18 protein-coding genes and 1 other RNA gene are annotated in these 20,407 nt (G+C 71.3%); 10 read left to right on the top strand and 9 right to left on the bottom strand.

Annotated elements, in window-relative coordinates:
* The first annotated feature begins 33 nt into the window (after positions 1 to 33).
* On the top strand, positions 34 to 2,394 hold the full coding sequence (gene lon / locus V5P93_RS05755; RefSeq protein ID WP_104478723.1) for an endopeptidase La: 2,361 nt from the start codon (positions 34 to 36) through the stop codon (positions 2,392 to 2,394).
* Here the strand turns inward: lon and V5P93_RS05760 are convergent.
* Complete coding sequence (locus tag V5P93_RS05760) at positions 2,348 to 3,685, bottom strand: acyltransferase (protein WP_104478356.1); 1,338 nt, start codon at positions 3,683 to 3,685, stop codon at positions 2,348 to 2,350. The genes lon and V5P93_RS05760 overlap by 47 nt on opposite strands.
* 344 nt (positions 3,686 to 4,029) lie before the next feature.
* Between V5P93_RS05760 and V5P93_RS05765 the strand changes: the two genes are divergently transcribed.
* Positions 4,030 to 6,762: a S8 family peptidase gene (locus tag V5P93_RS05765; protein ID WP_181043391.1), complete on the top strand. Its 2,733-nt coding sequence runs from the start codon at positions 4,030 to 4,032 to the stop codon at positions 6,760 to 6,762.
* A gap of 48 nt (positions 6,763 to 6,810) precedes the next feature.
* Here the strand turns inward: V5P93_RS05765 and V5P93_RS05770 are convergent, their stop codons facing one another.
* Positions 6,811 to 7,083: an ankyrin repeat domain-containing protein gene (locus V5P93_RS05770; RefSeq protein WP_219823935.1), complete on the bottom strand. Its 273-nt coding sequence runs from the start codon at positions 7,081 to 7,083 to the stop codon at positions 6,811 to 6,813.
* A gap of 231 nt (positions 7,084 to 7,314) precedes the next feature.
* Positions 7,315 to 7,687, bottom strand: a transfer-messenger RNA (tmRNA) gene (gene ssrA / locus V5P93_RS05775).
* 166 nt (positions 7,688 to 7,853) lie between these two features.
* Between ssrA and V5P93_RS05780 the strand changes: the two genes are divergently transcribed.
* From V5P93_RS05780 to V5P93_RS05790, 3 genes are read left to right on the top strand one after another with little or no spacing between them, the layout of a single operon-like run.
* Complete coding sequence (locus V5P93_RS05780) at positions 7,854 to 8,525, top strand: sensor domain-containing protein (protein ID WP_104478358.1); 672 nt, start codon at positions 7,854 to 7,856, stop codon at positions 8,523 to 8,525.
* Between the two features lies 1 nt (position 8,526).
* The gene (locus V5P93_RS05785; protein ID WP_104478359.1) at positions 8,527 to 9,666 is read left to right on the top strand and encodes a sensor histidine kinase; all 1,140 of its coding nucleotides are present in this window, start codon (positions 8,527 to 8,529) and stop codon (positions 9,664 to 9,666) included.
* On the top strand, positions 9,654 to 10,298 hold the full coding sequence (locus V5P93_RS05790) for a response regulator transcription factor (protein ID WP_181043392.1): 645 nt from the start codon (positions 9,654 to 9,656) through the stop codon (positions 10,296 to 10,298). Before V5P93_RS05785 ends, V5P93_RS05790 begins: the two co-directional genes overlap by 13 nt.
* A gap of 242 nt (positions 10,299 to 10,540) precedes the next feature.
* On the opposite strand, the gene V5P93_RS05795 is transcribed toward V5P93_RS05790, so the two are convergent.
* On the bottom strand, positions 10,541 to 11,017 hold the full coding sequence (locus V5P93_RS05795) for a histidine phosphatase family protein (RefSeq protein ID WP_104478360.1): 477 nt from the start codon (positions 11,015 to 11,017) through the stop codon (positions 10,541 to 10,543).
* Positions 11,018 to 11,111: 94 nt separating this feature from the next.
* Here V5P93_RS05795 and V5P93_RS05800 point away from each other — a divergent pair, with 94 nt between their 5' ends.
* Positions 11,112 to 12,686, top strand: coding sequence for a sensor histidine kinase (locus tag V5P93_RS05800; RefSeq protein ID WP_181043393.1), 1,575 nt, complete (start codon positions 11,112 to 11,114; stop codon positions 12,684 to 12,686).
* Positions 12,683 to 13,351 carry a response regulator transcription factor gene (locus V5P93_RS05805; protein WP_104478362.1) on the top strand — a complete coding sequence of 223 codons (669 nt, stop codon included), beginning with the start codon at positions 12,683 to 12,685 and terminating at the stop codon, positions 13,349 to 13,351. Before V5P93_RS05800 ends, V5P93_RS05805 begins: the two co-directional genes overlap by 4 nt.
* Here V5P93_RS05805 and V5P93_RS05810 read toward each other — a convergent pair.
* From V5P93_RS05810 to V5P93_RS05825, 4 genes are all read right to left on the bottom strand, one after another.
* Complete coding sequence (locus V5P93_RS05810) at positions 13,311 to 13,952, bottom strand: DedA family protein (RefSeq protein WP_104478725.1); 642 nt, start codon at positions 13,950 to 13,952, stop codon at positions 13,311 to 13,313. The two genes, V5P93_RS05805 and V5P93_RS05810, sit on opposite strands and share 41 nt — an antisense overlap.
* Before the next feature lie 20 nt (positions 13,953 to 13,972).
* Positions 13,973 to 14,710 (bottom strand): hypothetical protein, encoded by a 738-nt coding sequence (locus V5P93_RS05815; RefSeq protein WP_146107970.1) that lies wholly within the window; start codon positions 14,708 to 14,710, stop codon positions 13,973 to 13,975.
* Positions 14,710 to 15,612 (bottom strand): ABC transporter ATP-binding protein, encoded by a 903-nt coding sequence (locus tag V5P93_RS05820; RefSeq protein ID WP_104478364.1) that lies wholly within the window; start codon positions 15,610 to 15,612, stop codon positions 14,710 to 14,712. The genes V5P93_RS05815 and V5P93_RS05820 overlap by 1 nt, the downstream gene beginning before the upstream one ends.
* Before the next feature lie 81 nt (positions 15,613 to 15,693).
* Positions 15,694 to 16,158 carry a DUF2127 domain-containing protein gene (locus V5P93_RS05825; protein WP_245931175.1) on the bottom strand — a complete coding sequence of 155 codons (465 nt, stop codon included), beginning with the start codon at positions 16,156 to 16,158 and terminating at the stop codon, positions 15,694 to 15,696.
* 276 nt (positions 16,159 to 16,434) lie between these two features.
* On the opposite strand from V5P93_RS05825, the gene V5P93_RS05830 reads away from it, so the two are divergent.
* The 3 genes from V5P93_RS05830 to V5P93_RS05840 are packed head-to-tail and all read left to right on the top strand — an operon-like array spanning position 16,435 to position 17,972.
* On the top strand, positions 16,435 to 16,803 hold the full coding sequence (locus tag V5P93_RS05830) for an ATP-binding protein (RefSeq protein ID WP_146107971.1): 369 nt from the start codon (positions 16,435 to 16,437) through the stop codon (positions 16,801 to 16,803).
* The gene (locus tag V5P93_RS05835; RefSeq protein ID WP_104478367.1) at positions 16,800 to 17,318 is read left to right on the top strand and encodes a hypothetical protein; all 519 of its coding nucleotides are present in this window, start codon (positions 16,800 to 16,802) and stop codon (positions 17,316 to 17,318) included. The genes V5P93_RS05830 and V5P93_RS05835 overlap by 4 nt, the downstream gene beginning before the upstream one ends.
* A 42-nt stretch (positions 17,319 to 17,360) precedes the next feature.
* Complete coding sequence (locus tag V5P93_RS05840; RefSeq protein ID WP_104478726.1) at positions 17,361 to 17,972, top strand: tetratricopeptide repeat protein; 612 nt, start codon at positions 17,361 to 17,363, stop codon at positions 17,970 to 17,972.
* On the opposite strand, the gene hrpB is transcribed toward V5P93_RS05840, so the two are convergent.
* A complete protein-coding gene (gene hrpB / locus V5P93_RS05845) occupies positions 17,969 to 20,356 on the bottom strand; it encodes an ATP-dependent helicase HrpB (RefSeq protein ID WP_104478368.1) in 2,388 nt (795 codons plus the stop codon). The genes V5P93_RS05840 and hrpB overlap by 4 nt on opposite strands.
* Positions 20,357 to 20,407 lie beyond the last annotated feature (51 nt).

Genomic DNA, 20,407 nt, shown 5'->3' on the forward strand with positions numbered 1-20,407 from the left:
AGCTGATCAGACTCAACATTCTGGAGGGTGAACATGTCCGAGGCTCTGACGCTGCCGGTGCTGCCGCTGGATGACACGGTCCTGCTGCCCGGCATGGTCGTCCCCGTCCAGCTGACCGGTTCCGACAACGCCACCGAGGCGCGCGCGGCCGTGGAAGCCGCGCAGGCCGGGACCGAACCGGCGCGGGTGGTGCTCGTGCCGAGGCTGGAGGGCAAGTACGCCCGGGTCGGCACGTTGGCCGTGGTCGAACAAGTCGGGCGGCTACCCGGCGGTGAGCTGGCCGCGGTGGTGCGCGGCACCGGCCGCGTGCGGATCGGCGCGGGTACCACCGGCCCCGGCGCGGCGCTGTGGGTGCAGGTGGAGACCGCGGACGAGACGTCCGACGAGCGCACCCGCGAGCTGGCGCGCGAGTACAAGGGGCTGGTCACCACCATCCTCCAGCAGCGCGGCGCCTACCAGGTGATCGACACCATCACCCAGCTCGACGACCCGGCCCAGCTCGCCGACATGGCCGGGTACGCCTCGTACCTGTCCGACGAGCAGAAGGTCTGGCTGCTGGAGACCACCGAGGTCTCCGCACGGCTGGCGAAGCTGCTGGAGTGGGGTCGCGAGCACCTGGCCGAGCTCGACGTCGCCGAGACGATCCGCAAGGACGTCAAGGAGGGCATGGAGAAGCAGCAGCGCGAGTTCCTGCTGCGGCAGCAGCTGGCGGCGATCCGCAAGGAACTCGCCGAGTTGGACGGCAAGCCCGCGTCCGAGGAGCAGGACTACCGCGCCCGGGTGGAGGCCGCGGACCTGCCGGAGACCGTGCGCACCGCCGCGCTGTCCGAAGTGGACAAGTTGGAGCGCACCTCGGAGCAGTCGCCGGAGGTCGGGTGGATCCGCACGTGGCTGGACACCGTGCTGGAGCTGCCGTGGGGCACCCGCACCGAGGACGCGTACGACATCAAGGGCGCGCGGGCGGTGCTCGACGCCGACCACGCGGGCCTGGACGACGTGAAGGACCGGATCGTCGAGTACCTGGCCGTGCGCAAGCGGCGCGACGAGCGCGGGCTCGGCGTCGTCGGTGGTCGGCGCAGCGGCGCGGTGCTGGCGCTGGCCGGTCCGCCCGGAGTCGGCAAGACCTCGCTGGGCGAGTCGGTGGCGCGGGCCATGGGGCGCAAGTTCGTCCGGGTCGCTTTGGGCGGAGTCCGCGACGAGGCGGAGATCCGCGGCCACCGACGCACCTACGTCGGCGCGCTGCCGGGTCGGATCGTGCGGGCCATCAAGGAAGCCGGGTCGATGAACCCGGTGGTGCTGCTCGACGAGATCGACAAGGTGGGCGCGGACTACCGGGGCGACCCGACCGCGGCGCTGCTGGAGGTGCTGGACCCGGCGCAGAACCACACCTTCCGGGACCACTACCTGGAGGTCGAGCTGGACCTGTCCGATGTGGTCTTCCTGGCCACCGCGAACGTGGTCGAGGCGATCCCGGAGCCGCTGCTGGACCGCATGGAGCTGGTGCGGCTCGACGGCTACACCGAGGACGAGAAGGTCACCATCGCGTCCGGGCACCTGCTGCCCCGGCAGCTGGAGCGCGCCGGGCTGACCGCCGACGAGGTCGAGGTCGGCGAGCCCGCGCTGCGGCTGCTGGCGGGGGAGTACACCCGCGAGGCCGGGGTGCGGCAGCTGGAGCGGGCCATCGCGCGGGTGCTGCGCAAGGTGGCGGCCCGGTTGGCGCTGGGCGACGCGGAGTTGCCGCTGCGCGTGGACGTCGGTGATCTGCGGGGCTACCTCGGGCAGCCCAAGCACACGCCGGAGTCGGCGGAGCGGACGGCGGTGCCGGGTGTGTCGACCGGGTTGGCGGTGACCGGCGCGGGCGGTGACGTGCTGTTCGTCGAGGCGTCGTTGGCGGAGAAGGACAGCGGCGGGCCCGGGGTGACGTTGACCGGGCAGCTGGGTGACGTCATGAAGGAGTCGGCGCAGATCGCGCTGTCGTACCTGCGTTCGCACGGCCCCGAGCTGGGGCTGCCGGTCGCGGAGCTGGCCGGTCGCGGGGTGCACGTGCACGTCCCGGCGGGCGCGGTGCCCAAGGACGGCCCGAGCGCGGGCGTCACCATGACGACCGCGCTGGCCTCGCTGCTGTCCGGTCGCCCGGTGCGCTCGGACGTGGCGATGACCGGTGAGGTGTCCCTGACCGGTCGGGTCCTGCCGATCGGCGGCGTGAAGCAGAAGCTGCTCGCCGCCCACCGCGCGGGCATCACCACGGTCCTGCTGCCGCAGCGCAACGAGCCGGACCTCGACGAGGTGCCGGACTCGGTGCGCTCGGCGCTGACCGTGCACCTGGTCAGCGATGTGCGGGACGTGCTCACGCTGGCACTGGCTCCGGGAGCGGGCGCGCGGTTGGCCGCGTGACCTGGACCGGGTTCGGGTGGGTCGTCACCGGCTTGGTGGCGGCCCGCCCGCGGTCGTGGCGCAGGCCGAGGACGACGCCGGTGACCACGAGCGCGATCCACGGCAGCGGGCCGTCGAGGACGCCGGGGCCGTCGGGGGAGAAGCCGTGCACGACCAGGCCGAGCAGGCCCGCCGCCGCGGTGAGGTAGGCGCCGACCAGCGGCACCGTCGCGGGGACGGCCCGGCCGCCGCCGACCTCGAACCGGCCGAACACCCTCACCAGCAGGTGCAGCACGTAACCGGTGGCGCCCAGCCACATCGGCGCGGCGGCGAACCACTGCGTCGAACCGGGTTCCGGGGTGTGGTAACCGAAGCCCATGACCGCGATCCCGGCCACCACGACCAGCGCGGGCATGTGCCACAGGTAGATCGTGGTGCAGCGGGCGCCGAGCGCGTCCACCGCCGGACCGGCGAAGCGGATCAGCTTGTCGCGCAACAGGAGGAGTAGACCCAGCTGACCGACCGCCAGTGGCAGCAGCACGGCGGCGGGCGGGCTCATGTTCGACATCGGCGCGCCCGGCATGCCGATCATGCTCGGCGCGTACGGTCCGAACGCGACCATCGCGGCCACGGCGCCGAACCCGGCGAGGGCCACCAGCGCCTGGGAACGCTTGCCGGTGTTGGCGAAAAGCCCGTCGGCGTAGCAGATGCCGAGCTGGTGCACGGTGACCCACACCACGACCGCGTTGGCGAACCCGACCTCGGGGACACCGGCGAAGCGGACCACGTCGACGAGCACCGCGAGCGCGGCGAGGGGGAGCAGGACGCGGACGCCGAAGCGGTCGTGCAGCGCGGTCATGACCGGCGTCAGCGCCACGACGACCAGGTAGACGACCAGGAACCACAGCAGCTGCGCGGTGATGCCGCCCGCGATGTCGACCGGTTGGGCCGGGACACCCGCGCTGAGCAACAGGTTCGGCAGCGCCAGCCAGACCGCGGCGAGCGGGAGCACGGGGAGCACGAGCCTGCGCAGCCTGCTCGCCAGCCAGGCCCGCGTGTCCCGCGAGCCGCGGAAGGAGTGCAGGTTCGCCGCGCCGCCCGCGAAGAACACCATCGGCATCACCTGCGACAGCCAGGTGATCAGCCACCAGCCCGGCGTGGCGAGCGCGTTCCCGGTCTCGATGACCTCGCCGTGCGCGCCGCCCCGGCCGAGCACCGGCATCAGCCAGTGCTGCAGGACCACCAGCAGCACCGCGCCCACCCGCACCACGTCCAGGAACGGGTCCCGGCGCGACCCCGTCTTGCCCGACATCACTGCCCCCTAATCGCCGCTGCTCCCGACACACCGAAAGCATCTCGGCGCGCGGCCGTCCGCACAGCCGTGCCAGCAGGCGTCATCGTTTGGGGGTGGGCACCACCGCGCGGGGTAGGGCTGTCCCCACCCCTGACCTGGGAACAGCGCGCCGACGGGGTGATAACACCGTCGTGAATGCGCTTGTTCTGGGTGCGGACACCGGGACTATGGACTGAATAGCGGAACCTGTTCCCGTTGGCTGGCGCGCGCGGGTGTGATCGTGGTTGCTTTTGCGGACGGTATGCCGGAATTGTTCGCGAACGTCGTCCCTGATCCCTGCTGCGCTTTTTTGGAGTCACACGATGAGAGAAGTTCGCGCGAGCCTGCGCAGACGCACCCTTTGCGCGGGAGCCGCCGCGGTCACCGCCATGGCGCTGGTGGTGGGCGCGGGGAACGCGCACGCGGCCGAGGGCATCGTCCTCGGCGCGGGTTCCCCCGACGCCATCCCCGGCAGCTACCTGGTGACGCTCAAGGACACCGCCGCCATAATGTCCAATGTGGACGACACGGTGGCCGCGGTCGCCGGTCGCTACGGCGCCGCGGTCAAGACCACGTGGCGCTACGCGCTGCGCGGGTTCGCCGCGAGCATGTCCCCGACGCAGGCCGCCCGGCTGGCCGCCGACCCGACCGTCGCCTCGGTCGAGCAGGACGCCGTCGTGCGGATCGCCGGTACACAGCCGAATCCGCCGTCCTGGGGGCTCGACCGCATCGACCAGCGGAACCTGCCGCTGGACTCGAACTACAACTACGACACCACGGGTCAGGGCGTCACCGCCTACATCATCGACACCGGCATCCGCACCACGCACCGCACCTTCGGCGGTCGGGCGACCTGGGGCACGAACACCGCCGACAGCAACAACACCGACTGCCACGGGCACGGCACGCACGTCGCGGGCACGGTCGGCGGCACCGAATACGGTGTGGCCAAAGACGTCAAGCTGGTCGCGGTGAAGGTGCTCAACTGCTCCGGGCAGGGCTCCAACACCGGTGTGGTCAGCGGCATCGAGTGGGTGACCCGCAACGCCACCAAGCCCGCGGTCGCGAACATGAGCCTCGGTGGCGGCGCGGCGAGCACGGTCGACGCCGCGGTGCGCAGTTCCGTGGCCGCCGGGATCGTCTACGCGGTCGCCTCCGGCAATGACAACCGGGACGCCTGCAATTCCTCACCGGCCCGCGTCACCGAGGCGATAACGGTGAACGCGACGCAGAACAACGACGCGCGGGCCTCGTTCTCGAATTTCGGCACCTGCACGGATATCTTCGCGCCGGGGGTGGACATCACCTCGTCGTGGAAGGACAGCGACACCGCGACCAACCGCATCTCGGGCACGTCGATGGCGACCCCGCACGTGGCTGGCGTCGTGGCGCGGTACCAGGAGGCGCACCCGAGCGACAGCCCGGCGGCGGTGGCCACCGCGCTGCTCGCGCAGGCGACGCCGAGCAAGGTCACCAACCCGGGCTCGGGTTCGCCGAACCGGCTGCTGTTCGCGGGTGAGGGGACCGGTGGGACGGCCACCGTCACGCCGCCGGGGAACCAGACGGGAACCGTTGGTACGCCCGCGAACCTGACGCTGTCGGCCACCGGCGCGACCGGCCCGTACCGCTGGACGGCGACGGGTCTGCCCGCCGGGCTGTCGATCTCCACGGGCGGGGTCGTCTCGGGTACGCCTACTACGGCTGGTACCTCCAACGTGACCGTCACCGCGACCCCGACCTCGGGGACGGCGGGTAGCGCGTCCTTCACGTGGACCATCAACCCGCAGCCCGCCGGGGACGCGGTCGTCACGCCGCCCGGTGACCAGACCGGCCGCGTGGGGACGCCGGTGAACCTGGCGTTGCGCGCGACCGGCGCGACCGCGCCGTACACGTGGACCGCGACCGGCCTGCCCCCGGGCCTGTCGATCTCCAGCGGCGGTGTGGTTTCCGGAACGCCGACCACCGCGGGGAACTACACGTTGACGGTGACCGCCACCCCGGCGGCCGGGAACCCGGGCAGCCTCAAGTTCAGCTGGACCATCTCGGAGGCGCCCGGCGGTGACGTGACGATCGCCGATCCGGGGACGCAGACCGGGAAGGTCGGGGTGAAGGCCGGTCTGAAGCTGGTCGCCACCGGCGGGACGGGGCCGTACACCTGGTCGGTGTCGGGTCTGCCCACCGGTCTGACCGCCGACAACGCGGCCGGGTCCACCACGCAGGTCATCCGCGGCACGCCGACGAGTGCCGCGACGTACCGGGTGACGGCCACGGTCACCGCGGCCACGGGCGGGTCGGGCACGGTCACGTTCGACTGGGTGATCACGCAGGGCGGGGTGACCGTGGTCATCTCCGACCCGGGCGCCCAGACGGCGCGGGTCGGGCAGCAGGTGTCGGTCCCGCTGACCGCCACCGGCGGCACGGGCCCGTACACCTGGTCGGCGCGCGGCCTGCCGGGCGGCCTGTCGATCGACGCGAACGGCGTGATCAACGGCAAGCCCACCGCCGAGGGCCGCTGGGCCGCGGCCATCACGGTCAACGCGTCCGACGGTTCGGGCACGCTGAGTCTGGATTGGACGATCACCCCGGGCAGCGGCTGCGCGCCGAGCCAGGTGATCGCCAACGCCGACTTCGAGGGCGGCGCCACGGGATGGGCCGCCACGACCGGCGTGATCGGCCAACACGGCGGTCAAGGCCAACCCGCCCACGGCGGCACTCACGCGGCGTGGCTGGGCGGCCGGGGCAGTGTGGCGACGGAGAGCACGAGCCAGCAGCTCACCCTTCCGGCGGGATGCTCGACGTACACGCTGACTTACTGGCTGCACATCGACACGGTCGAGAACACCGACACCGAACGCTACGACACCCTGACCGTGCGGCTCGGTGACAACGCCCTCAAGACGTACTCGAACCTGGACAGCGCAACCGGCTACCAACAGGTCACCGTCGACGTGTCGGCCTACGCGGGCCAGTCCGTCAACCTGTCCTTCACCTCCATCGAAGACGAATCCCTCCAAACCTCCTTCGTCCTCGACGACGTAACCCTCTCGGTCAGCTAACCCACCAACCGGACCGGCGGCCAAGTCCCCAGGGGCTTGGCCGCCGCCCTATGCCCGATCGAGGTGCGCCTGGAGCAGCTTGACCGCTAAGTCATGCCGATACGACAAGGCCATGTCCATCGGGGTGCGCCCCTTCGGATCGGGGAGCCGAGGATCCGCGCCGAACGCCAACAGCACCGCCGTCAGGTGGACACTCAACGGCTCCCGCGTCTGGTTGGCCGCGTCCCCCTCGGCATCAATGGCGTGCGTCAACAAGGTGAAGTCCACGAACACCTCATCAGGATCACTGCCCGCACTCAATAACCGGGACAGCTCCTCCACCTCGAAGTTCTCAACCGCATGATGCGCAGGAGTCCAGTACCGGCTATCACTCACCGCAAGCCCTCTTCGTCTCCGCTGGTGTAGGACGCATCGTGTCCCCACCCCGCAGCTCGACCGCTCCACCACGCTGGTTCAGTTCCGTACCGCACCGTGGGGGTCTGGGGGGTCGCCCCCCAGAAATGACAACGGACGACGCGGTCTGCGCTTTCCGCAGACACGCGTCGCCCGAGTCCGTGGAGGTGCCGGGAATCGAACCCGGGTCCTCTGTCGCTTCACCAGGACTTCTCCGTGCGCAGTTCGCATTGTCTCTGCTTGGCCCCACCGGTCACGCGAACAAGCCGGTGTGACGGGCCCAGTCACTGTTTGCTTCCCGCCTGGTCCCCGTGACCGGGACCGGCGGTGAGCCTCCTAGCTGATGCCGGCTACCGGGGCGGAGGCGTCCCCGGGCCGACAGACACGAGCTCGCTTAGGCAGCGAGGTCGTAGTCAGCGCGACTGTTAGTCTTGGCGCTTATTGGTTTGCGAGCGACGCTTGAGGTGGTCATCTCGCCTGCACCTGCACGCTTCCCCTGACTCGACGTCCAGAGTCGAAACCGTTCACCCCCGTGGGTTGGTGTTGCTCGTTCTGCACAGCTTAACGCGTGCCGCGCCTCGTTTCATCCCGGTATCGATGGTGGGGACAGCCCCACCCCCGACTCGGTAGCGTCCCCCATGGAGACGTGCCCTGGTGACCGCGATGCTGGTTGCGACGGCACGAGGAGGACGAGAGACATGACCACCACCTTCCACCAGGACGGCACGCGGCCGAACCCGTCGGTCCTGGGGTCGCTCGGGTACCTGCTGATGAACCTGCCCGTCGGGATCGCCGGGTTCGTCACCTTCGTGGTGCTGCTCAGCGTGGGGGTGGGCACCGCCGTCGTCTGGGTGGGGTTGCCGGTGCTGGCGCTGGCGGTGGTGGCGGCGCGGGTGTCGGCGCGGGTGGAGCGGGCCCGGGTGTACGCGATGCTCGACACCTACATCGCCAGCCCGTACCCGCCGCTGCCGGAGCGGGGGCGGTGGAAGGCGCGGGTGCGGGACTCGTCGACCTGGAAGGACATGGCGTACTTCCTGGTGCTGCTGCCGGTCGGGATCGCCGAGTTCACCACGGTGGTGGTCTTCTGGTCGCTGGCGCTCGGGGCGACGTTCCTGCCCGTCTACTACCGGTTCCTGCCCGACGGCGAGTACCGCGTGTTCGACACCGAGAACCCGGTCTGGGTCGTCGACTCGTTCGTGGAGGCGCTGGCCTTCACCGGGCTCGGCTTGGTGGTCTTCGCCATCGCCATCCCGCTGACCAGGGCGATGGGGCGCGGCCACGCCAGGTTCGCCCGGGCCCTGCTGGGGCCCGCGCCGTCCGCCGTCCGCTTCGACGCCGCCGCGTCGAGCCCGCTCGCGCACGAGGTGTGACGTGACCGACCCGAGCGAGCGGCCGCTGCCGCACCCGGCCAAGGCGATCCTCTACTTCCTCGGCGGGTTCCCGCTGAGCCTGCTCACCTTCGTGTTCACGGTCGTGGCCATCGCCGTGGGCGTCGGCACCGTGATCGTGTGGGTCGGCGTGCCCATCCTGATCGGCGGGGTGTGCGCGGCCCGCGCCTTCGGCAACGCGCACCGGGCGCTGGCCCGCGGGCTGCTCGGCGCCGACCTGCCCGCCCGGCCGGTGCGCGACCCGGCGGACGGGCGGTCGCTGCTGCGGCAGTGGCGCGACCTGCTCACCGACGGCCGCACCTGGCGCGACATCCTGTTCATCCTGATGGAGCTGCCGCTGTCGGTGTTCGGCTTCGGCCTGGCCATCGCCAGCATCCCGCTGGTCCCGCTGGCTCTCTTCATCATGCCGCGCTACGCCTGGCTGCACGCCCGCCTCGCCGAGACCATGCTCGGCCCGGACCGCACCGCCGACCTGACCGCCCGCGCCGAGCGCCTGCAGGCCTCCCGGGCCCGGGGCGTGGACGCCGCCGAGGCCGAGCGCCGCCGCATCGAGCGCGACCTGCACGACGGCGCCCAGCAGCGGCTGGTGGCCGTGGCCATGGGGTTGGGCCGGGCCAAGGGCAAGCTGGACGCCGACCCGGACCTGGCCCGCGCGCTGATCGACGAGGCGCACGCGGACGCCAAGCTGGCCGTCGCCGAGCTGCGCGACCTGGCCCGCGGCATCTACCCGGCGGTGCTGGGCGACCGCGGCCTGGACGCGGCGCTGTCGTCACTGGCGGCCAAGTGCCCGGTGCCGTGCGAGGTCACCGTCCGCGTCGACCCGCGGCCGCCCGCCGCGGTGGAGAGCACGGCGTACTTCATCGTCGGCGAGTCGCTGACCAACATCGCCAAGCACTCCGGGGCGAGCGCGGTGACGGTGAAGGTGTGGCGGGCGGATCGCGCCAGCGGTGACCAGGTCATCGTCGAGATCACCGACAACGGCGACGGCGGCGCGGTGCTGCGGCCGGGGGGAGGGCTGTCCGGCCTCGCCGACCGCGCTGCCACGATTGACGGTGTGATGACCGTGGTGAGCCCCATCGGTGGGCCGACAGTGATCAGGGCCGATCTGCCGTGCGTGTGGTGATCGCCGAGGACTCCGTGCTGCTGCGGGTGGGCGTGACCAGGCTGCTCGCCGACGAGGACATCGAGACCGTGGCGGCGGTGGAGAACGGCGACGAGCTGCTGCTCGCCGTCTCCGAACACCGCCCCGACCTGGCGATCGTGGACGTGCGGATGCCGCCGAGCTTCACCGACGAGGGGCTGCGGGCGGCGCTGCGGGCGCGGGAGGAGCTGCCGGGGCTGCCGGTGCTGGTGCTCTCGCAGTACGTGGAGGAGCGCTACGCCGTCGAGCTGCTGGCGGGTGGCGCGGGCGGGGTCGGGTACCTGCTCAAGGAGCGGGTCGCCGACGTCGCCGAGTTCGTCGACGCGGTCCGCCGGGTGGCGGCGGGTGGCACGTGCATCGACCAGGAGGTGATCGCACAGCTCATGGCACGCGGACGGCGCAACCCCATCGACCTGCTCACCCCCCGGGAGCGGGAGGTCCTCGGCCTGATGGCCCAGGGCCTGTCCAACGTGGCCATCGCCCGGTCGCTGACGGTCTCCGACGGGGCGGTCGAGAAGCACGTGGGCAACATCTTCTCCAAGCTCGGGCTGGAGCCCAGCTCGGAGGAACACCGCCGCGTCCGCGCCGTCCTGACCTTCCTCGACCGCGGCTGACCCGGGGCCGAGCCAAGGGTCTCCCACTGCTCGACGTCGTTTGCGTGACCCGTGCACGCGGCGGGTCAGATGGTGTCCGGCCGCCGCTGGCATCGCGGGCGTTCGTGGCCCGCGCATCGGTCCATCGCGGAGCGGCTTCGGACCTGGTTGTGGCTTGTGGTCGACACCGGTGATCGCCCGAAGGAGACCGAGGACCGGGCTGTGCCGGACTCCCGGGATCGCCTGCGGACCGGCCGGTTCGGCTAGCCGCGGATCGTCTCGGTGCGGGCTAGGCGGGAGGAGCGGGCCGAGGTCGTCAGGTGTTTGCCCGGCCAGGTGAGTACCGCCAAGGCCGCCGTCTTGAACTCGGGGCGGGTGCCGGTGAGGGTTTCGACCACGTCCTCCAGGTCCGGGTTGTGGCCGATCAGCAGGACCGTGCGGGCGGTGTCCGGAACGGACCCGAGCACGGTGAGGATGGACTCGGCGCCCTCGCCGTAGAGCTGTTCGTCGAAGGTGGTCGGGGGGACGGTCGGTAACTGGGCCGCCGCCAGCTCCCAGGTCTGCCTGGTGCGGGTGGCGGGGGAGACCAGGGCCAGGTCGATCCCCTCGACGTGCTCGGCCAGCCACTTGCCGACGGCGGGCGCGTCGCGGCGGCCCCGGTCGTTGAGCGGTCGTCGATAGTCGGGGACGCCCTCCGGCCAGGCCGACTTCGCGTGCCGCAGGACCACCAACCGGCGCATGGGCCTCTTCCTCCTGTCGTCGTGCACACCCCATCGAACCAGCTTTACTTTCGTCAGTGTCGACAACGCTCCCACTGCTTGTAGCGTCACGCCGGTGGAGTCGAAGCGGACGGTCGCGACCGATCTCTCGATAGGTGTGACGCTCACCGCTCTCTTCGTCCTCGAGGTGACCCTCAACCTCCCCCTCTCCCGGCTCAGCTGGGACGTCTACGCGCTGTTCGTCGCGATCGTCGCGACTGTCCCGCTGGCCAGGCGGCGCCCGGTCCTGGCGGTGCTCGTCACCGCGGCGGGCCTGGCCCACCTGATCCTGACCGGCACCGGCAGCCTCAGCTTCACCTTGGCGGTCGTGTTCACCGGCTTCATGATGGGCATGCGCCTGCCGACGGCCCGCCCGGCAGTGCTGGTGTTCACGGGTCTGGTCCTGGTCGGACTGGGCTACACCCTCGTCGTGGCCGCCGTCCGGGGGCGGTTGGACACGCAGTTGCTGCAATGGCTGTGGATGGTCCTGGGGCTGCTGCTGCTCGCGGTGTGCCCGTGGTTCGCGGGGCGCTACCTGCGCCAGCGCGCCGAGTTGCAGCGCGCGGGGTGGGAGCGCGCCGAGCACTTGGAGCGGGAACAGCGGATCGTCGCCGAGCGGGAGCGGCTGCGCGAGCGGGCCCGCATCGCCCAGGACATGCACGACTCACTCGGCCACGAACTCGCCCTCATCGCGCTCCGTGCTGGCGCCCTCGAAATGGCCCGCGACCTCGACGAACACCACCGCCACGCGGCCGGTGAGCTGCGCGCGTCCGCGGGTGCGGCCACCGACACGCTGCGCACCATCATCGGCATGCTCGGCGAGGCCGAGCCCGCGCCGCTCACCCCGGTCGCCGAGACGCCCGCCGAACTGGTCGAGCGGGCGCGGGCGTCCGGGATGGACGTCGACCTGCGGTCCGACGGCGACGAACCCGCCCCCGGCGTGGTGGAGATGGCGGTGCGGCGGGTCGTGCAGGAGGCGCTGACCAATGTGGCCAAACACGCCCCCGGCGCCGCCGCGACCGTCCTGGTGTCCCGGCAGGCCGGGGTGACCGTCGTCGCCGTCACCAACGGCGCCCCGACCGGCGCGGTCACCGCGACCGGTTCCCGCCGCGGCCTCATCGGACTGCGCGAGCGGGTTCGACTGCTCGGCGGCACCCTCACCGCGGGCCCGGAGGGCGATGGGTTCGCCGTTCGGGCCAGCCTCCCGCACGACGCGGCCGCGCTGCCCGACGCGGAGGAGACCACCGAGGTGGTCCTCGGGCGCGTCCGGCGGCGCGTTCGACGCGGGCTGGTGGTGGCCATCGGCATGCCCACGGCGATCACGGTCGGTCTGGTGGCGCTCATCTTCGGCTACTACGCGTACTCGGTCACCAACTCGGTCCTGCCCACCGAGGTGTTCGACGGCCTGCGGGTCGGTCAGTCGAGCGCGGAGGTCGAGGCCGTGCTGCCCGACCTGGAGATGATCGACCCGCCGCGGGGCGCGCCGAACCCGCCCGGCGCCGGGTGCCGCTACTACCGGGCCACCGGTGACGTGTTCGACCTGCGGCCCGCCGTGCACCGGCTCTGCTTCGCCGTGGGCCGACTGGTGGCCAAGGACGCCTACAGCAACAACCGCGACGAGGGTTCCACCGGGGAAAGGGGATCAGGGTGATCCGCGTGCTGCTCGCCGACGACGAGGCCATGGTGCGCGCCGGGGTGCGCGCCATCCTCGCCTCCGACGACGGGATCGAGGTCGTCGCCGAGGCCGCCGACGGCCGCGAGGCGGTCGAGCTGACCCAGGCGCACCGCCCGGACGTGGCGGTGCTCGACATCCGGATGCCCGGCATGGACGGGCTGGCCGCCGCCGCCGAGATCCGCCGGACCCAGCCGGACACCGCGGTCGTCATGCTCACCACCTTTTCCGAGGACGCCTACATCGCCCGCGCCCTCGGCGACGGTGCCAGTGGGTTCCTGCTCAAATCCGGCGACCCCCGCGAGTTGCTCGCGGGGGTGCGCGCGGTGTCGGAGGGCGCCGCCTACCTCTCGCCCAGGGTGGCCTCGCGGGTCATCGCCGAGCTGTCGACCGGCCCCGCCGCGCGGATGGGCGCCCGGGTCGACGCGCGGGCCAGGCTCGCCGCGCTCGCGCCGCGCGAGCTGGAGGTGCTGGCGCTGGTCGGGCAGGGGTTGGCCAACGCGGAGATCGCGCGGCGCCTGCACCTGGTCGAGGGCACCGTGAAGGCCTACGTCAGCGGGGTGCTGGCGCGCCTCGACGTCCGCAACCGGGTGCAGGCGGCGATCATCGCGTACGAGGCCGGTCTCGTCGGCCCGACGAGCTGACCCGGTCCCGGCGAGCGCCCCGGACCCGTTGCACCACGAACCAGGCCACGGCCAGGACGACCGCGCCGAGCACGACCTTCTCGAGGATGCCCGCGTAGTCCTCGACCAGGTGCCACTGCTGGCCGAGCAGGTAGCCCGCGAGCACGAACGCGGTGTTCCAGATCAGGCTGCCGAGCGTGGTCAGCAGCGTGAACCTGGCCAGTGGCATGCGGTGCACGCCCGCCGGGATCGAGATCAGGCTGCGGAACACCGGGACCATGCGGCCGAAGAAGACCGCTTTGCCGCCGTGCCGGTCGAACCACGCCTCCGTCTTGTCCACATCGGACACCTTGAGCAGGGGCACGCGGTCGGCGATGGCGCGGAGGCGGTCGCGGCCGAGCGCGGCGCCGAGCCAGTAGAGCGCGAGCGCGCCCGCGACCGAGCCCAGGGTGGTGAAGAAGATGGCGCTGAACAAGGAGATCCGGCCAAGGCCCGCGGCAAAACCGGCCAGGGGTAGGAAGATCTCGCTCGGCAGTGGCGGGAACAGGTTCTCCAGTGCGACGAGCAGGCCCGCGCCGGGCGCGCCGAGGACGTCCATGACGTCCAGGGCCCAGCCCGCCATGCCGCCGTCCGGTGCGGCGCTCACGCGTCCCGCTTCCGCAGCACCGCGATGCCCGCGAGGAGTGCGACCGCGGCCCAGACCACCAGCACCACCGCGCCCCGGGTCGTGTCGGCGCGCTCCATCAGGTCGACGCCCGCGATGCCGGGGACGTAGTGCGACAGGTCGCGCAGGAACTGCGTGGTCTGCATGCCCAGCGGCAGCACCATGATCAGCATGAACATCGCGACCAGCGTGCCCGCGACGCTGCGCACCGCGGTGGCGACGCCGACCGTGAGCACGCACATGAGGCTCGTGTAGAGCGCGACGAGCAGGCACGTCCCGGCGAAGTCGGCGGCGCTGTAGGGCAGGCCGCGTTCGGCCATGGTCAGGTCGGCCAACCACACCCCCAGCGCGGTCAGCGGCAGGCTCACCACCGCCATGGCGGACGCCAGGGCCAGCGACTTCGACGCCGGGACCCGCCACCGCACCGGCACCCACTGCAGGGTCGTGCGGACCTGGCCGGTGCCGTACTCGCCCGCGACCAGCAGCGCCACCAGCGCGATCACCGCGAACTGCACCAGGTACACCGTGGCCTCGATCGGCAACTGGGTCGCGGGCCAGGCGTTGGCACCCGGGACGCCGTCGCGCAACTGGCCGCGGATGGCCAAGCCGTTGGGCACCACCATGCCCACCATCAGCAGCACCGCGGCGACCAGGCACCAGTAGGTCGACCGGACCGTCCACGTCTTCGTCCACTCCGCCGCGATCGCGCCCCGCATCACCGGGTCACCGCCGCGCACTCGACGCTGTCCGCGGTCAGGTCGAGGTAGGCCTGCTCCAGGGAAGCGTGCTCGGCGCGCAGTTCGTGCAGGCGCACTCGCAGCTGGAAGGCCAGGTCGCCGACCTGCTCCGCGGTCGCCCCGGTGACCTCCAACTCGGTCGGGCCGATCCGGCGCGTGGTCGCGAGCCCGCGTTCGAGCGCGTCGACGGCGGCGGGTTCGGGGGCGCGCACGCGCACGACCGAACCCGCGGCGGCGATCACCGCGCCGATGCTCGCGTCGGCCAGGAGCTTGCCCTTGCCGATCACCACGACGTGGTCGGCGACCAGCTGCATCTCGCTCATCAGGTGGCTGGAGACGAAAACCGCGCGGCCCTCGTCGGCCAGTTCCCGCACCAGGTCCCGGATCCAGCGGACGCCGTCGAGGTCGAGGCCGTTGACCGGCTCGTCGAACATCAGCGTGCCGGGGTCGCCGAGCAGCGCGCCCGCGATGCCCAGCCGCTGGCTCATGCCCAGGGAGAGCGTGCCCGCGCGCTTGCCCGCCACGTCGGTCAGGCCGACCGCGTCGAGCACCTCGCCGACCCGCTTGGTCGGGATCCCGTTGCTGCGCGCCATCGCCGTCAGGTGCGCTCGCGCGCTGCGCCCGGGGTGCAGGGCCTTCGCGTCCAGCAGCGCCCCGAGTTCGCGCAGCGGGTACCGGTGCTCGTGGTACCGCTTCCCGCCGACCAGGGCCGTGCCCGCGGTCGGCTCGTCGAGCCCGAGGATCATGCGCATGGTCGTTGACTTACCCGCGCCGTTGGGCCCGAGAAACCCGGTGACCCGCCCCGGCTCGATCTCGCACGTCACCCCATCGACCGCCAGCGCCTTCCGGTAGCGCTTGGTCAGTCCCCGCAATGTGATCACTGCGTCCCCTTTCTGCTGCGGGGACGGTAGGTGTGGCGGGGTGTCCGGCGCCTTGGTCGGAGGGCAGTGATCGGACCTTACTTAGGTAAGGCGGTATTCGCGGATGACGAGGTAGATGACGACTACGTCAAGTAGCGCGAATATCGGGAGGACAATGCTGCCCGTGTCGATCGCGCGGTAGATCTCGTAGGCGACGAAAAGTCCGAGGACGACCGCGGCCACGGGATACGCCCGGCGATAGTGCTTCATCAGCGCGATGACGAGGGCGAGCTTGATCAAGCCGTGCAGGATCAGGTAGATGATCGCGAACGTCTTGGTGCCGCCGTCGGTGAAGTCCTGTGCGGCGTGGGTGAGGTGGTGGGCGAGCGTCCCGTCGCCTATCAGGTCGCGGGTGATGATGGCGTGGACTACGCCGGTGATGACGGTGGGTGGGATGAGGGCCAAGGCCAGGCCGGCGAGGAGTTGGCCGCCGCCGTCTATGCCTTTGAGGAGGACGGCGTAGCGGAACAGCGTCTCTTGGGTCTTGTTGGCTTTGGTCGCACACACGGGCTCCAGCATGCGCCTGTTCGGTGGGGCCCGTCTTGTCGATCTCCGTGTGCGATCCTGGGGTGTGGGTTCGGTGAACTCGGTTTCCGGTTCGTGGGTCAACGGGCCGAACATCCAGATCGGGTCGGCGGGGAACGTGACCCTGGCTTTTGGGCGACCGGCTGCCAGATCCAGCGGCTGGGGCCGGCTGGGCGGGACGAGTGGGTGCCTCGGCACCGGCGGACGCCGAGTTACCTGCTGGACGCGCGACGGGAGGTCGTACCGTTCTGGCCTCGGGTGGCTGTGCAGGACGCGTTGCTGCGATGGCGGGATGAGGCGGATTGTCCGGCGTCGCTGCTGGTGGTGCATGGGGCGGGTGGTCAGGGGAAGACCCGCCTGGCGAACGCGTTCGCGGGGGAGTGCGTCGAGGCGGGCTGGGGTGTGGCGCGGGCGGTGTCGGGGCGGGTCTCGCCGGGGGATGTCCTGCCGGATGTGGAGTCTGCGCCGGAGTGGTCCGGCTCGGACCTGATCGTCGTGGACTACGCGGAGCGCTGGCCGCTGGACACCTTGGTGCAGGTGATCCGGTCGTCGCTCCCTTCGGTACTAAGCGCACCGTCCGGATCCTGCTCCTGGTCCGTTCGCTGGCCAACCTGCGTTCCGGCTTGAACCACCACCTGGACCGCTTGCCGATCGAGATCGCCGACCCGATCGCCCTGACCGACCTGGCGGGCAGCGTGGATGACCGGTGGGCCGCGTTCGAGCAGGCGGCGACGGCCTTCGCCGAACACGTGGTGGTCGACGCGGTGCCCGGTCCACCCAGCCACCAAGCCCAAAGCGCTGTCGTGCTCGCCACCTTGTTCGGGCCCCTGCCCACCGGCGACCTCGCACGCCAACTGCTCACTTCGGCGGGGGTGTCCGACCCGGCAGCGGTCTTGGCCTGGCACGACACCGCGTACCCGGAAATGTCGCCCCGGGATTTGGCCCTCAATCCTTTCCGCCCCGACCGGCTCGGCGAGGACTGTGTGGCCGACATCCTCGCCCACGACCGCCGCGCCAACGAGATGGTCGCCGCCGTGCTGGCGGGGATCTCAGGCCACAAGGTCGTCGATGACGAAACCACCCATCGACACTTTCACCGACACCATATCGGCCGTTATCGCCCTCTACTTCTACGCCGCTAAATAAGCCTCTTGGGCCCGGCCAAATACCTGGCCGGTCTCGCCATGAGCCTGATCAATCTCGGCGTCAATGCCACCAAGGCGGGGGAGAAGACGGCTGCGCTGGCGCCCACTCGAGAAGGAGTGGAATTATATCGTGAACTGGTCGAGGCGGATCCGGTCAAGCGCCTGCCCGGTTTCGCCTCCGGCCTCAACAACCTCGGGAGCCGACTTTCCCTAGCGGGGGAGCAGTGGGAGGCGCTGTCCTTCCTCCGTGAAGCGGTAGACATCCGTCGCGCACTCGTTGAGGTAGACCCGATCGCCTATCGCGCTGAGCTTGCTACGACCCTCAGCAACGCCAGTTCCCAGTTCGCTCTGGTCGGGGAGGTTCCCGCCGCGTTGGCGTTCGCCCATGAAGCGGTTGAGATCCTTCGTGGACACGCACGTGCGGATCCGGTGGCCTACCTTCCCGCATTTGCCAGATGCCTATGGAGACTGGCCTGTGTGCAATCTGCGCACGGGATGCTCGAACGTGCAGACGCGCGTCGGGAAGTGCTGGCGGCGATGGATGAGTCCTGCGGAATCTACCGAAGTCTGGCTGCGGAGTGGCCTGGGATCTATGCCGAGGAGTATGAGGTCATGGCGAAAGCTCGAGAGTCTCTGGTTGGAGGGGACTAGGTGCGGCGGCGTTGGGTGGTGTGGCGGGTGGGGTCGGCGGCCAGGGGGTCGTCGGGCCAGCGGTGTTTGGGGTAGCGGCCTCTCAGTTCGCCTCGGACCTGGTGGTAGCCGGTTGTCCAGAAGGACGTCAGGTCGGCGGTGACCGCTACTGGGCGGGAGGCCGGGGAGAGCAGGTGCAGGACGATCGGGACCTTGCCGTCGACGATCGTGGGGGTGGCGGTCCAGCCGAAGACCTCTTGGATCTTTACCGGTAGGGCGGGGGTGTCTCCGGTGTAGTCGATCTTCAGGGCTGAGCCGGAGGGGACGGTCAGGCGTTCCGGAACGAGTTCTTCCAGGCGGGTGGCCTGGGGCCAGGGGAGGAGAGCGCGGAGAGCCTGGGTCATGTCCAGGCGGGAGAGGGTGGCGCGGTTGTGGGCGTTGCCGATCCAGGTTTCGGCGGCGGAGAGGAGCGCGGTGTCGTCCACGGCGGGCCAGGGGTCGCCGAGGGTGCGGTGCAGGAGGGCTAGGCGGGTGCGTAGGGACTGGGCTGCGGGGGTGAAGCGGACCAGGGATAGGCCGGTGCGGCGTAGGCCATCCAGGACTGCGGCGCGGACGGCGTCGGCGGGTGGGGTGGGGAGTGGGCGTTCTTGGAGGACGATCGCGCCGATTCGACGGACTCGGCGGGCTACTACGTCGCCGTCGCGCCAAGTGACCTCGTCTTCGGCGGTGATGCCTACTACCTCGGCAGCCAGGGCCTCGTCGGCGCGGGCGGCTAGGCGGACCCTGCCATGGGCGGCGCCTGGGACGCGTTCGGCCACGGCGATGGCCAGCCACTCGGGGTCGCCCAGGCCGTTGCCGGGGAGGAGTTCGACGGCGGTGCCGTTGGCCATGAGGTAGACGGGCTGGTCCTTGGCGCGTCGGCGGGCCAGGCGTTCGGGGTGGGCCAGGGCTACGACCAGGGCGGGGTCGTCGGTGCCGGTTGGGGTGTTGTCGACCAGGGCGGCGAGTCTGCGGGTTTCGCGGCGCCAGCGCGGGGAGTCGATGCGCAGGGCCGAGTCCAGGTCGGTAGTGGAGGCCAGGGTGTCGTCGTCCAGTAGGGCGACGATTTGGGCCGCGCGGGTGGTGCCTACGCGGGGTGCGCCGTCCAGGAGGGCTCGGGCCAGGCGGGGGTGCAGGCCTAGGGCAGCCATGGAACGGCCGCGGGCGGTGACGGAGTCCTCGGTCAGGGCGCCTAGGGCGGTGAGGGCTTCGCGGCCTGCGGCGAGGGGGCCTGCTGGGGGCTCGTCCCACCAGCGGAGGCCGCTGCCGTCGGGGGTGCCCCAGCAGGCGAGTTCCAGGGCCAGGCGGGTCAGGTCGGCGGTGCGGATCTCTGGCTCGGGGTAGCGGGGGAGCGTGCCGTGCTCGTGTTCTGGCCAGCAGCGGTAGACCCAGCCTGGGGCTTCGCGGCCTGCGCGGCCTGCGCGCTGATCGGCTACCGCGGCGGAGACGCGGACGGTCGTCAGGCCCGACATGCCCCGGCGGTGGTCGACGCGGGAGACGCGGGACTGGCCTGCGTCCACCACGATCCGGACGCCTGGCACTGTGAGGCTGGACTCGGCTACGGCGGTGGAGAGCACTACTCGCCTGCGGCGGCCTGGGGTCAGGGCGGCGTCCTGCTCGGCTGAGGCGAGTCGGCCGTGCAGGGGGAGTAGGTCGGCGTCGATGCCGTGCAGGGCTGCGGTCACTCGGCGGATCTCGGCGGCGCCGGGGAGGAACACCAGCACATCACCGTCATGTGTGGACAGTGCCGTTCGGACTGTCCTGGCCACGCACGAGTCGAGCCGTTCGGCCCTGGTGGGTGGGGAGTAAAGGATCTGGACCGGGTGTGTCCTGGCCTCGACGCGGATCACGGGGGCATTGCCGAGCAGCTCGGCGAGCCTGCCCTCGGCGACGGTCGCGCTCGTCGCCAGCAGCCGCAGGTCCGGGCGGAGGCCGTCGCGGGCGTCGAGCAGCAGGGCCAGCAGGAGGTCGGCGTCCAGGTGGCGCTCGTGGCACTCGTCGAGCAAGACCGTGTCCACACCGGACAGCTCCGGGTCGTGCTGCAATCGGCGGACCAGTAGGCCCGAGGTGACGACCTCGATCCTGGTCTCGCGGGAGGTCTTGCGGTCGCCGCGCACCGCGTAGCCGACTGTGCGGCCGACGGGTTCGCCCAACAACGAGGCCATGCGTGCTGCGGCGGCCCGTGCGGCCAGTCGGCGCGGTTCCGCTACTACGACTTTGCCGCCGGATTCGGCCAGCGCCAGGGGCACGAGTGTGGTCTTGCCGGTTCCAGGGGGTGCGACGAGCACGGCGGTACCGCGTTCGTCCACCGTCCGGGTGATTTCCGGGAGGGTGGCGCGCACCGGCAGGTCCGGGAGTCCAAGCACACAACAAGGTTCTCAGGTTGCGCTCAGCGTGCGCGGGTAGCCTCCGTGGTC

This window comes from Actinokineospora auranticolor (assembly GCF_041897805.1).
Lineage (GTDB): Bacteria > Actinomycetota > Actinomycetes > Mycobacteriales > Pseudonocardiaceae > Actinokineospora > Actinokineospora auranticolor.